Here is a 12,447-nt window from a genome sequence, read left to right on the forward strand (position 1 = left end):
AACTAACCAATAGGCAAATAGGAACCCCTCCGTGGGAGGGGATCTGTAGGGCGCTAAAACCCCAAAACCTGATGCCAGTTAAACAGGCCGCAGATGATTTTGCAATGGGCTTCCATTTGTTTCCATGTGAAGCCGTGGATAAAGGGCTCATAGATGGTCGTCCAGAATGCGGAAAGCAGGATATGCAGCTCTTCCATTGAGATGTCAGTGTGGGTCAGCCCCCGCTTTTGTGCTTCCAGGAAATACTCGTAAGTTTTTACGGTCATTTTCTCAACCCAGTCGTGCTGGAAATTGGAATACGCCGTTCCCTCTGAACATGTTAAGAGCAGAATAAAGCCGTCGTTGTATTCATGGAAAAATTGAAAATACTCCAACGTGTTTTTTTCGTCCATTTCCCATGCCTTTACCAATGCATCATCAGACAGGGTGCCGGCTTCTAAGGCGCACCGCTGTTCTACAAAGTCATTCAGTGCAGCAACCGTATCCTCCACTACGGCGTTAAACAAGGCTTCTTTTCCTCTGTACCGCTTATACAGGGCACCGGTGGTGATCCCGGCATGGTCGCAGATTTCCTTTAAGGATGCATTTTGGAATCCATGTGTTAAAAATACTTTTTTTGCACTGGTTAGAATACGGGGGTCAATGGAACGGTCAGGTTTGGACATTTGTTTCTTTCACCTCCTGTTATAAGACTGATAATTAGATTATCGGTAATTTAATTATCAGTCTAACAGGTGATTTTTTATTTGCCAAGTATTATATATGAAGTTTTGCTGTTTTTTGGCTCTCATTTACCTTCCGTCTTTTTTCAATATCCTGCAATGAAGTGTGAGCATAGGGCCGGCGGTGTGCCGGATGCTTTTGGTCCTTAAGGTTTTTTTACGAATACGTAATAAAAACGTTATTGTAAAAAGCAGGAAAATTGGTTATCATTGTAAGGAACCTGATTAAGACAACATGGAGGGATGCGAAAAATGAAGGAAAGAAAAATAGGCAGGGCAGTGATCGGACTTTTTACCGCTGCAATTTTATGCTGTGCCTCTGCTTTTGTTTCGTTGGCAGATGCAGATACGGCCAAAATACAGGCGACGATTCAGTCCTGCCTGATCAATTCTGATAAAAACAGCGTAACGGTTCAGGCAGAAAGCAATGCCGATATGGCGGGAACGGATGGCGTCCTTTATCTGGTAGAGCTGCAGCCTTACCAGAATAATCTGGACGGAAGAACGGATTATGCGGCTTCGTCAGCGCCGGGAGGCAAGGTTACCTTTACATTTTCCTTGAACCGCAATACGGCTCAGGACAGACTTTACAGCAAATTCGTCATTGCGGTCTGGGATGGAACAAAATATATTGAAATCAGCAAACCTCATTATATTACAAACCCTGAAATGGTTGCGGCCAATACCGAGCCATTTAATGATCCTCTTACAAAGAAGGGCTTGAATATCCAGCTTAACATGCTGGGAGATGCCTTTGAATTAGGGGTGAAGCACGTTGCGACCAATATCACTTTCCACCAGATCCTGGGCCAGGGAATCGATTACCAGTACGATGGAAAGACCTATCACTTTGATAAGAATGCCATCACAAGCTATGATGAGACGATCAGCGCTTTATCCGGGAAAGGGATGACGGTAACCGCCATTATTTTAAATGGCTGGAATGACGCCGCACCAAATCTGATCTATCCTGGAACCAAGAAAAATGCCACTGCATTTTACTATATGTTCAATCCGGCTACCCAGGAAGGACTGGACCAGACAAGAGCCATTGCGTCCTTTTTAGCAGAGCGGTACAACGGTTCCAACCCAAACCACGGAAAGATATCCAACTGGATCATTGGAAATGAGATCAATAACCAGCAGTGGAATTACATGGGACCTAAGGATATTAACAGCTATGTGCAGGCGTATCAGGATGCTTTCCGGATCTTCTACACAGCCATTAAGAGCACCAGCGCCAATGACAGAGTATATTATTCTCTGGATTATAACTGGAACAACGAGATCGATAATAAAGTGAAATACGGCGGAAAAGCCATTGTAGATACCTTTAATTCCATTGCCAACGAACAGGGGCAGATGGATTGGGGCTTATCCTATCATCCGTATCCCTGCCCTATGACAGAGCCGGAATTCTGGGATGATGACCAGACCGGGCTGATCACCAATGATTATAACTCACCGGTCATTAACTTTAAAAACCTTACCACTCTGACAGATTATATGGCTCAGGATCCCTTAAAAGCTCCTGCCGGCCATGTGCGCCACATCATCCTGACAGAGCAGGGCTTTACGGCAACCAGCCAGTCACGAGGTAATGTGGCCCAGATCCAGGCTGCCGCTTATGCTTATTCCTATTACATGGTGGACAGCAATCCTTATATTGACGCTTATATCTTAAGCCGTCAGGTGGATGCACCTCTGGAAGTGAGGAGCGGCTTATCCTTCGGACTTTGGGAATGTGCCATGAACAGGGGCGATGATATTGTAGCCACAAAACGCCGGAAGATCTGGCAGGTGTTCCGGGATATTGATAAAAAGAAATACACCCTGGAGTCAACGGAGTTCGCCAAATCCATCATAGGAGTTGAGAAATGGTCTGATATCATTCCAAATTTCCGGTGGAGAGCATTGGAGAAATAATATTTGAATATCTGGCTTATTTAAGCATTTAGACCGCCTTTAAAGCATTTTTAAAGGCGGTCTAATAATTTGCGGGAGCAGTGAACCGTACGAATATGCTTGTATATTCATTGGACGAATGTCGCTGTAACTAAGACAAACTTGCAAAGCGTGTTTTTCCTTGTTTAAACAGGAGGAGGGGGAATGATCCCATCCTCCTGTTTTTTTTCGGGGCAATTGTTCTGCCCTGATTCCTGAATCAGGTGATATCAAAAAAAATCTTAAGTAAAACATCATGTGATGAAAATAAGTTTCATAAACTATCAAGTATATTGAAAAAATAATACAACAAAGCTAGAATACAGGTAAGTAAAAAAATTGTAAAATTTCTTCTGGCTTTACAGAAAGGAGAAGAAATACATGAAGGGTTTGCTTATAAGGATTGACAGCTATATCCAAAATGCGGGAGAAGCGGAAAAAGAGCTGATAAAAAGGCTGCATAAAAATCCCGAATCGGTTCTCAGAAAGAGTATTAAGGAGATCGCCAAAGAGACCTATACCTCCCCTGCAACGGTTGTAAGGCTCTGCAAGAAGCTGGGCTGTAAGGGGTATAAGGATTTTCAGAACACACTGGCTTATGAGGTGGCCTTATTCCGGGAGAGCAGGGATATTGCGTTTCAAAAGATCACCCGGGAAGATTCCATGGAGGACATTATTTATAAGGTCACAAAGAAAAATATTGAATCCCTGGAAACCACCCAGAAGCTTATTGAACCAAAGGTTGTGACAGAATGTGTAAAGCTCTTGGAAACCAGCAGAAGCGTCACATTGTTTGGACTGGGAACCTCCCTTTTGGCTGCAAGAGACATGTACTTGAAGCTCCTCAGGGCAGATGTGATGTGCAATGTCTGCGATGACTGGCATACACAGCTTCTGGCCGCCAGAAATTTAAGAAGAGATGACCTGGCCATTGCCATCAGCTATTCAGGGCTTACAGAAGAAATCCTCCAGTGTGTAAAAGAAGCAAAAGGAAACGGGGCAAAGGTGATCGCCATAACAAGGGCAGTAGAATCGGAACTGGCTTTGGAAGCAGATTTCGTTCTTCCCGTAGCGGCAACAGAGCTGATACACCGAAGCGGTGCCATGTCCTCCCGTATTTCACAATTAAATGTAATAGACATTTTTTTTACTGCTTATGTGAACAGAAATTATGAAACATGTATAAATAAGTTTTCAAAAAACTATATACAGAAGAAAGGAAGTACAGAGCATGATTGATTTGTCAGTGCTGACAACAGAGTCCAGGAATCCGGCTACCATGAATCTGGATGAAATGACGCCCCTTGAAATTGCGGCTGTCATGAACCAGGAAGATGAAAAGGCCGTAAAAGCCGTAGAGGAAGTTCTGCCTCAGATTGCCACAGCAATTGAATGGGCAACAGACAGTCTGAAAGCAGGAGGCCGTATCATATACATCGGTGCAGGGACATCCGGGCGTTTGGGAGTGTTGGATGCAGTGGAATGCCCGCCCACTTTCGGCGTTTCCAGGGAACTGGTGCTAGGCTTGATCGCAGGCGGAGAAAAAGCCTTTGTTGAGGCGGTAGAAGGAGCCGAAGACAGTGAGACCTTATGTGAGGCAGAATTAAAGGAAATCAGCCTTACCTCAAAGGACATTGTGATCGGCCTGGCGGCATCAGGCAGAACACCTTATGTGATTTACGGCCTTGAATATGCAAATAAAACTGGCTGTCATACCGTAGCCATTGCATGTAATAAAGGTTCTGATATAGGAAAAACAGCAAAGCTTGCCATTGAACCGGTGACCGGGCCTGAGGTATTAACTGGCTCCACCAGATTAAAGGCGGGAACGGCACAAAAGATGATCCTTAATATGATCTCAACAGGAAGCATGGTGGGGATCGGGAAAGCTTATGAAAACCTTATGGTGGATGTAAAGCAAAGCAATGAAAAGCTGGTGGTAAGGTCCCAGAATATCCTGATAACAGCCACCGGATGCAGCAGGGAACAGGCTGAAAAGGTATTAAAGCAGGCAGAAGGGCATGTTAAAACGGCTGTTGCCATGATTTTGCTGGATTGCGGTCCGGAGGAAGCGAGACAAAAGTTATCACAAGCCGGAGGGAAGATCCGAGAGGCTTTGAAATAAAAAGAAAGGAGTTTTAAGGGTTCTTTTCAAGTGACTTAATCATTTTTTAAAAGGAGGAATATGGTGAATTACAAGCAAATCAGTGAACAATTATTAACGCTGCTTGGGGGAAAAGCGAACATAACTTCCAATGCTGCCTGCATGACAAGGCTTCGTGTCGGCTTAAGGGATACATCCAAGGTTGATATTGAAGGTGTGAAAAAGGTAGAGGGAGTTCTTGGAGTGGTGGAAAGCGACACACTCCAGATTGTATTTGGTCCGGGGAAAGTAAATAAGGTATTGGACGAATTTTACAAGCTTACAGGGCTTGCAAAGGGCCAGGCGGAAAATGACCCGGCACAGGACATCAATGAGGTTGCAAAGGAGAACAAGGCTCTTCAAAAAGCAAAATATGATAAGCCTGTCCAGAGGTTTTTAAAGAAGATTTCCAACATTTTCGTGGCGCTGCTTCCCGGCATCATTGCAGCAGGTTTAATCAACGGTATCTGCAATGTCATCAATGTTTCTACCGGCGGGACACTTTTAGGAGTATGGTGGTATCAATGCATCCGGACCATGGGCTGGGCTCTGTTTGCCTACCTGCCTATCCTGGTTGGATACAATGCGGCTAAGGAATTCGGCGGTTCCGGCGTTCTTGGAGCCATTGCAGGAGCCATGTCCATTGCAAACCCTGGGATGCCTCTGCTTGCCACGGTAAAAGATGCCCAGATTCTCCTTCCTATTACCAATACGGTATTTAATCCGGCTTCCGGCGGCCTTTTAGCGGCGCTGATCGCAGGTGCATTTTTTGCTTTTCTTGAAAAAAATATCAGAAAGCGCATGCCAGACTTAATTGATACCTTTGTAAGCCCTCTTTTGGTGCTTATCATTGGCGGTATCCTTGCACTGCTGATAATTCAGCCTTTGGGCGCAGGCTTAACAAAGGTGATCTTTGCCATATTAAGCTTTGTATATGAAAAATTGGGCGTTGTGGGAGGATATATTTTATCGGCAGGCTTCCTTCCTCTGGTAGCAGTCGGCTTGCATCAGGCCCTCACCCCCATCCATGCCCTGTTAAATGACCCGGAAGGCGCAACAAAGGGGATCAACTATCTCCTTCCCATCCTTATGATGGCAGGCGGCGGACAGGTGGGCGCCGGGATTGCACTGTATGTAAAAACAAAGAACGTTAAATTAAAAAGATATATCCGGGATTCCATTCCAGTAGGTATTCTTGGAATCGGAGAGCCTATGATGTATGCTGTGACTCTGCCTCTTGGCAGATCCTTTCTCACCGCCTGTATCGGTGCGGGATTTGGAGGAGCTGCTGCAGCTTTCATGCATCTTGGTACCGTATCCCAGGGAGTATCCGGCTTGTTCGGTTTATTGATTGTCCAGCCGGGACAGCAGCTTGGCTACATAATATCCATGCTCATTGCTTATGCAGGCGGCTTCCTGTTAACTTATTTCGTTGGGGTGGATGAAGACAGAATCAACGAGGTATATGGAGAATAAATGAATACAGGAATCTCAATATATTTTTCAAACGGAATGGAAAAAAGTGAACGCTTAATTAAAAAAGCCATAAAGAACGGAGTGAAGTATGCTTTTACTTCACTCCACATTCCCGAGGAGACCGGAGTGGATTACCGCTCGGATGTACAAAAGCTCCTGGCCATGTGCAGGGAAGGCGGGTTAAATCTCATTGTGGATGTTGGCCCGGAAACCTTGGAAAAGCTTGGAACAAGCAGCATTTCAGAGCTAAAGGACCTTGGGGTCACCCATGTCCGCCTTGATTATGGCTTTGATGCCAAAGAGACGGTACAGGTCTCCAAAGACTTTCATGTGGTGTTTAATGCTTCCACCATTATGGAGGAGGAACTATTGGAGTGGAAAAGGTATGGGGCTGATTTTACCAGATTTGCAGCATGCCATAACTTTTATCCAAAGGAGTTTACGGCCCTGTCCCTTAAACGGACAAAGGAAATGAACCAAAGGCTAAAATATCTTGGTTTCACTACCATGGCTTTTGTGCCAGGGAATCTGGAGCTGAGAGGCCCTTTGTTTGAAGGCCTTCCAACGGTGGAAGAGCACAGAAAGAGGAAAGACCAGGTGCTTTTAAACATGCTGGAGCTTTATTATGAAGGCTCCTGTGATGTGGTTTTGGTGGGTGATGTGGATGTGGAAGAAAAGGACTGGAAGGATATTCAATGTTTAAGTCATGATTATGTAGAGCTTGAGGCAGACATACTTCCCTCTTATGAATTTGTAAGAGACATCATTCATCACGACAGGCCGGATTCCAGCGAATATGTCATCCGTTCCCAGGAATCGAGACAGTTTAAGCAGGAAATTAAGCCTCATAAGGAGAATCAGCCCCAGGTGAGGAAGCAGGGAAGTATCTGCATTTCCAATGAAGATTACTTAAGGTATATGGGAGAGCTTGAAATTGCCAGAGTTGATTTGCCCGGGGAAGACAGGGTAAATATCATAGGGCAGGTTCAAGACACTCATATAAAATATTTGCCCTATATTCAAAAAGGGCTTGGAGTGAAATTAAAAACGCCTGGGGAAGATATAAATAGAATATATTAAATATTGTTAGGAAAAAAGTCTGTAAACACTGGTTAATCCAGGTTTACAGACTTTTTAAACATTTATAATATTATTAGCTGATGCAAATAAAACATTTCCTTATATTCTGCAAGCTGTCCTGCTCTTTTCGTTATTGCCAGGTCAGAGCTCCATAAGCATCCAAAAGTCCTCCGCTTACCATTTTCCCAGTAAGAGTGTCCAGCTTTCTGCTGGAATTTAAAAGAATATTTTTTACATCAGACAAAGAGATGTCCTGCCGGTAAGAATAGAGCATGGCGGCCACGCCTGTTACCATTGGCGCTGCCATGGAAGTGCCGCTCATAAAACCGTAAGAATCCCCGGGAACTGTGCTTAAAATATAGCTGCCGGGAGCTGCTATGTCAACACTGGTGGCGCCGTAGTTGGAATCCTTGCTTAATCTTCCGTCAAACAGGAGGTTTGCCACGGAAATCACGTTATCATAGGGAAGGGAAGCCGGGTAAACCGGATAGATGTCAGTGTCATATCCAAGTCCGGAGATCCCGCCGTTTCCGCAGGAAACCACAAATAACATGCCGGAATTTTTTATGGTCTGGGCCAGTTCCTCGCTGTAGGCGGTGGTACCCATGCTCAGATTGCAAATGGAAGCGCCGTGTGCTTCGGCATAATGGATGGCCTTGATCACCGCTTCCGGAGATCCCAGCCCATTGTCTCCTCCCAGGGACTTTAAAGGCATGATTTTCACGTAGTTATTATCCGTGATTCCGGCAATGCCGTAGGCGCCCCGGGCAGCGCTGATGGTTCCTGCCGCATGGGTTCCATGGCTGTCCTCACTGCCGGTAAAGACCTGGTTGTTCCCAGAGTAGAAATTCCAGCCATGAATGTCATCCACATATCCGTTGCCGTCATTATCAATTCCATCTCCGTCGATTTCCCCGGGATTAGTCCAGATGGCATTTTTAAGCTCCTGATGGTTAATATCAATGCCGGTATCAATGATGGCAACTGTGACGGAACGTTTGTTCCCGGCCTGATCGTAAAGCTTCCATGCCGGCTGTATGTTAATGTCGATTCCAGTGATAGCGCCGATCACTGTGGATTCATAGTCTCCGGGACCGGGGGTGCCGGCGTTTGATTTCCGCCCATCGTAAATATTATCAATGGCTTGAAATTTGGATTTCAGCTCAACAAGGCGGAATTCTCCGTCATTTTTCAATCCCCACTGGTAGGTGGAAAATTCATCTGAGGGGGATAGGTTTATAAGGCCGGGGCCAAGGGCCAGAGCATGCAGTTCTTGTCCGCTGTGGGAAGAATATGCCTGAAGTGCGCTGGCGAAGGTCTTTTCAGGGCCTTTCTCGTAAGAAGGGCTGTTAAAACAGGGCAGGCCTGTAAGAAGAAGGGTGAGGATCAGACAGGCAGCGCAAATTGTTTTTTTCATGGTTTCTATCTCCTTATATTTGAAACAATCGTTGAAATTGTTCCTATTATATCAAAGTGCCGGCTCACTGGCTAGTCCTACACTATAATACATTTACTTTTAACACTGTATTTTCTGCTTTTGGGGCAATACGGGATTTGATACTTCGTTTTAGAATTATACCATAAACCATACGCCAGAAGATTAAAAAATATGTGAAAATTATTTTAATATTTTATATAGGAAATGCCCGGCCGAGGCCGGGCATTGTCTGCATCTTCTGTTATTCAACTAATTCCTGTAGATTTTTATCCAACTCTGCCTCTGGAGCTTTATCTGATTCTCTTCTGGCAAGCTCTGCACTGGCTTCAGCCTGTGTGATGGTTCCGGCATCTACCAGCTTCTGGATTTCGTCTTCGGTCAGAGTGGAGAGATCTTTGCTGCTGTCCCCGCTTTCTGATTCTCCTGCCTGGGAGGCGGGCTTTGCCGAAGGAGCAGGTTTGTTCTTAGAAACCGTCTGACTTTCCTGGAAGGCTCTTCCTTCGCTGCTGATTTCAATGGTATCCATGCGGTCAGAGCTTACGGTACGGGTGTCCTGGGTCTGTCCATTGACTTCATTTCCAATGGCCTCAATCTGGGCGGTTTCTGCTGCACCGGTTTTTGCAGAGTCTGTCTGTGCTTTTTCCTTCTGGGCCTGAAGGAGCTGCCATTCTTCATAGGATGAAGGATTTGAAATTCCTGAGATTCCCATGGTTATTTCCTCCTTATGTAATTTTATAACAGGCAATTGTTAAATTCCAAACTCCCCTGGTTTTACTGGCTTTTTTACATCTTTTATATAAATGTTCTCTTCTCCCATGGTAAAATAGGATCACCATAAACCATCAGAAGCCGGAAGCCTTTTGTTATCTGAAAAAGCGATTCAACAATGATGTATAATTATATAAGAAAAGAATAGCACTATTTACTGAAATTAGTCTGAAAGAAGTCCGGGAATCCGCTCTGCCAGGGCCGAAGCCAGTTCTTTATGTCCTTCTTTGGTTAAGTGCATATAGTCAATGTGGTTATTTTCCCTTACCACAGTGTTGGCATCAAAGGAATGGCAGCCCATAAGTGCAGCTTTCTGCCGCTTTTTTTGTTTTTATGGAACCGTAAGAGTTCTTCAGCAGTAGTTGCCATTTTGGACATCAAATGATAATATAATTCTATATATCTATTTTAAATTTTGCTGGTAAAGGCGGGGAAAGGAGGGCCTATGGAAGAAAAGAGATTCCGTAATAAGATCATCTGGTTTACATTCCTCTTCAGCGTTCTGGTCATATGGGTCCATTCTTACAATGCAGTTCTTTTTCTGGGCAATACCAGGGCTGCTTCTGAAATTTACGCTCTGGAACGTTTTTTTGGAGACCAGGTGGCTCAGATTGCCGTACCTGGATTTTTTCTCATATCATCCTATCTTTTCTTCCGGAATTTCTCCATGGACCGCCTTTGGATCAAATGGAATTCCAGGATCAGGAGCGTGCTGGTTCCCTATATCGTATGGAACCTTTTGTATTACCTTGGATATGTCATAGGAAGCCGGCTGCCGGTGGTGTCCGAAATTATCGGAAAGGGGAAGATTCCCTTTCACTTTACGGTAGCAGCAGATGCAGTCCTTCATTATACGTATAATTATGTGTTCTGGTATTTGAACCAGCTCATTATTTTGGTTTTTCTGGCACCGGTGATTTACCTTTTTATCCGGCAAAGGCTTACAGGGATTTTGCTTCTGACCGGAACACTGGCTGCAATTTACTGCGGTGTTTCTTTGCCTTTTGTTAATCTGGATGCCCTTTTTTATTACAGCTTTGGCGCCTTTGCTGCGGTTTTAGGGAGAAGGTTTGCCGAACAGCCATGGAGCCGGAAACGCCTTCTCACAGGTCTTGTCATTGTGGCTGCCGGGCTTTTCATAAAAGGCCTGGATCTTCCCGGAAGCATTAAGGGGGAGGTTGCTGCGACAACGGTGATCTGCCGTCTTTTTATTCCTGTGGGCTTATGGCTTCTGGTTCCGGAATGGCTTTTGGGAGAGGCGAAAGGTTGGATGAAACAGAATTTCTTTCTATATGCCGTTCATTTCGCTATGGTGCGTTTGATAAATAAAACGGGAGCATTGCTGCTCCCTGCTTTTCCGGCACTGCCCCTTGGGTTTTTCCTGCTTATGCCGGTACTATGTGTGATGTTCAGTTACTGGGCCGGCCTCTTTCTGCGCCGGTATCTTCCTGTTTTGTGGAATTTACTTAACGGAGGCCGGTGAGCCTTCCTTAAGCCCACCATCTGCCTGAAGCCCCACAGGGAAGAACCAGTCCGGTCCGGGTTACGGGCAGGCCCACTTCTTCAGACTGTACGGTACCTCCGAATTTTCCGCCGATTTCAGTGGAAATCATATAGGAAAGTACAGAAGGAGCCAGTCCGGTGGTATAGGAATTGATCAGGAAGAACAGAGGCTGATCAGACAGGAGCTGGGCGCAAAGCTTTACAAAAGGATAGATGGAGTCTTCAATCTTCCAGATTTCGCCCTTTGGTCCTCTTCCATAAGAGGGAGGATCCATGATGATCCCATCGTAACGGCTTCCCCTTCTGATCTCTCTTTCTACGAATTTTGCGCAGTCATCCACGATCCAGCGGATGGAAGCGGACTCTAAATTGGAGGAACGGGCATTTTCCTTGGCCCAGCCAACCATTCCCTTGGAGGCATCTACATGGGTGACGGAAGCTCCTGCCTTTGCGGCCGCCAGAGTAGCGCCTCCTGTGTAGGCAAATAAATTAAGCACCTTTACAGGCCGTCCGGCCTGTTTTATTTTTTCACTGAACCAGTCCCAGTTTGCCGCCTGTTCCGGAAAGAGCCCTGTATGCTTAAAACTGAAGGGCTTTAACTGAAAGGTCAGATCCCTATAGCTGATGGTCCATTGTTCCGGAAGGTCAAAAAACTCCCACTCCCCCCCGCCTTTGGCGCTGCGGTGATAGTGGCCGTTCATTTTGTTCCAGCCTTTTTCTGTCTTGGGAGTGGACCAGATCACCTGTGGGTCTGGACGTACAAGGAGATATTTTCCCCAGCGTTCCAGTTTTTCTCCTTCTGAACAGTCTATCACTTCATAATCTTTCCAGCCGTCTGCAATCCACATAATTGGTGCCGCCCTTTCCATAAAAAAAATCAATAATAGTAGTTTTGTCAAATAATTCTCTCAATCAGCCGTTCCATGAGCCAAAGGCCCATGGAACTTCCTTGATTATACTGGATGGAACTAAGAGCGTCAAGTACGGAGGATTGATGAAAAAAGGGCCTTAATCACGCCTTGTCTATATGTCCTATATAATATAGTATAATTTGAAAAATGAGGTGTAAAATTTATGTGTTCTTTTAATGTGGGTTTTTCTGTAGGCAACTGTGGCTGCAACCGCTGGTGCAACTGGGGAATTAATAACGGCTGCTGTAACTGGGGCTGGAATAACGGCTGCAACTGCGGCTGGAATAATAGATGCAACTGCGGCTGGAATAATAGATGCAACTGTGGCTGGAATAATGGATGTAACTGGGGATGCGGCAACCGGTGTAATCGATGCTGTGGCAACCGGTGCTGTAACAACCGGTGCAATTAATGATAGAAAGAAAATTAAGGGCGGGTCCTGTTTTACTGGACCCGCCTTGC

11 protein-coding genes and 1 pseudogene are annotated in these 12,447 nt (G+C 45.3%); 6 read left to right on the top strand and 6 right to left on the bottom strand.

The annotated features are described in order from the left end of the window. Positions 1–53 precede the first annotated feature (53 nt). A complete protein-coding gene (locus ACYVD3_RS26890; RefSeq protein WP_460645575.1) occupies positions 54–665 on the bottom strand; it encodes a TetR family transcriptional regulator in 612 nt (203 codons plus the stop codon). Positions 666–974: 309 nt separating this feature from the next. Between ACYVD3_RS26890 and ACYVD3_RS26895 the strand changes: the two genes are divergently transcribed. From ACYVD3_RS26895 to ACYVD3_RS26915, 5 genes are all read left to right on the top strand, one after another. Then, positions 975–2,648 (top strand): DUF5722 domain-containing protein, encoded by a 1,674-nt coding sequence (locus ACYVD3_RS26895; protein ID WP_460645576.1) that lies wholly within the window; start codon positions 975–977, stop codon positions 2,646–2,648. Positions 2,649–3,047: 399 nt separating this feature from the next. Next, positions 3,048–3,905 (top strand): MurR/RpiR family transcriptional regulator, encoded by an 858-nt coding sequence (locus ACYVD3_RS26900; protein WP_460645577.1) that lies wholly within the window; start codon positions 3,048–3,050, stop codon positions 3,903–3,905. Beyond that, positions 3,898–4,791: an N-acetylmuramic acid 6-phosphate etherase gene (gene murQ / locus ACYVD3_RS26905; RefSeq protein ID WP_460645578.1), complete on the top strand. Its 894-nt coding sequence runs from the start codon at positions 3,898–3,900 to the stop codon at positions 4,789–4,791. Before ACYVD3_RS26900 ends, murQ begins: the two co-directional genes overlap by 8 nt. 60 nt (positions 4,792–4,851) lie before the next feature. Next, positions 4,852–6,285, top strand: coding sequence for a PTS transporter subunit EIIC (locus ACYVD3_RS26910; RefSeq protein ID WP_460645579.1), 1,434 nt, complete (start codon positions 4,852–4,854; stop codon positions 6,283–6,285). Beyond that, positions 6,286–7,365: a MupG family TIM beta-alpha barrel fold protein gene (locus ACYVD3_RS26915; protein WP_460645580.1), complete on the top strand. Its 1,080-nt coding sequence runs from the start codon at positions 6,286–6,288 to the stop codon at positions 7,363–7,365. A gap of 130 nt (positions 7,366–7,495) precedes the next feature. On the opposite strand, the gene ACYVD3_RS26920 is transcribed toward ACYVD3_RS26915, so the two are convergent. The 3 genes and pseudogenes from ACYVD3_RS26920 to ACYVD3_RS26930 form a co-directional block, all read right to left on the bottom strand. Beyond that, a complete protein-coding gene (locus ACYVD3_RS26920) occupies positions 7,496–8,782 on the bottom strand; it encodes a S8 family peptidase (RefSeq protein WP_460645581.1) in 1,287 nt (428 codons plus the stop codon). 262 nt (positions 8,783–9,044) lie between these two features. After that, positions 9,045–9,512, bottom strand: a complete 468-nt coding sequence (locus ACYVD3_RS26925; protein ID WP_460645582.1) for a hypothetical protein — start codon at positions 9,510–9,512, stop codon at positions 9,045–9,047. A gap of 222 nt (positions 9,513–9,734) precedes the next feature. Next, positions 9,735–9,881, bottom strand: a pseudogene (locus ACYVD3_RS26930) (lipolytic enzyme, G-D-S-L); the annotation flags it as partial. Between the two features lie 135 nt (positions 9,882–10,016). Between ACYVD3_RS26930 and ACYVD3_RS26935 the strand changes: the two are divergent. Next, positions 10,017–11,054: an acyltransferase family protein gene (locus ACYVD3_RS26935; protein WP_460645583.1), complete on the top strand. Its 1,038-nt coding sequence runs from the start codon at positions 10,017–10,019 to the stop codon at positions 11,052–11,054. Positions 11,055–11,061: 7 nt separating this feature from the next. Here the strand turns inward: ACYVD3_RS26935 and ACYVD3_RS26940 are convergent, their stop codons facing one another. Beyond that, positions 11,062–11,922, bottom strand: coding sequence for a class I SAM-dependent methyltransferase (locus tag ACYVD3_RS26940; RefSeq protein WP_460645584.1), 861 nt, complete (start codon positions 11,920–11,922; stop codon positions 11,062–11,064). Positions 11,923–12,106: 184 nt separating this feature from the next. Further along, positions 12,107–12,447, bottom strand: a 341-nt coding sequence (locus ACYVD3_RS26945) for a hypothetical protein (RefSeq protein ID WP_460645585.1), incomplete at its 5' end; no start/stop codon positions are given.

This window comes from Lacrimispora brassicae, from assembly GCF_054772055.1.

Coding starts and splice junctions, on each gene's coding strand:
- ACYVD3_RS26890 (WP_460645575.1), bottom strand. CDS start 665: ATGTCCAAACCTGACCGTTCCATTGACCCCCGTATTCTAACCAGTGCA.
- ACYVD3_RS26895 (WP_460645576.1), top strand. CDS start 975: ATGAAGGAAAGAAAAATAGGCAGGGCAGTGATCGGACTTTTTACCGCT.
- ACYVD3_RS26900 (WP_460645577.1), top strand. CDS start 3,048: ATGAAGGGTTTGCTTATAAGGATTGACAGCTATATCCAAAATGCGGGA.
- murQ (WP_460645578.1), top strand. CDS start 3,898: ATGATTGATTTGTCAGTGCTGACAACAGAGTCCAGGAATCCGGCTACC.
- ACYVD3_RS26910 (WP_460645579.1), top strand. CDS start 4,852: ATGGTGAATTACAAGCAAATCAGTGAACAATTATTAACGCTGCTTGGG.
- ACYVD3_RS26915 (WP_460645580.1), top strand. CDS start 6,286: ATGAATACAGGAATCTCAATATATTTTTCAAACGGAATGGAAAAAAGT.
- ACYVD3_RS26920 (WP_460645581.1), bottom strand. CDS start 8,782: ATGAAAAAAACAATTTGCGCTGCCTGTCTGATCCTCACCCTTCTTCTT.
- ACYVD3_RS26925 (WP_460645582.1), bottom strand. CDS start 9,512: ATGGGAATCTCAGGAATTTCAAATCCTTCATCCTATGAAGAATGGCAG.
- ACYVD3_RS26935 (WP_460645583.1), top strand. CDS start 10,017: ATGGAAGAAAAGAGATTCCGTAATAAGATCATCTGGTTTACATTCCTC.
- ACYVD3_RS26940 (WP_460645584.1), bottom strand. CDS start 11,922: ATGTGGATTGCAGACGGCTGGAAAGATTATGAAGTGATAGACTGTTCA.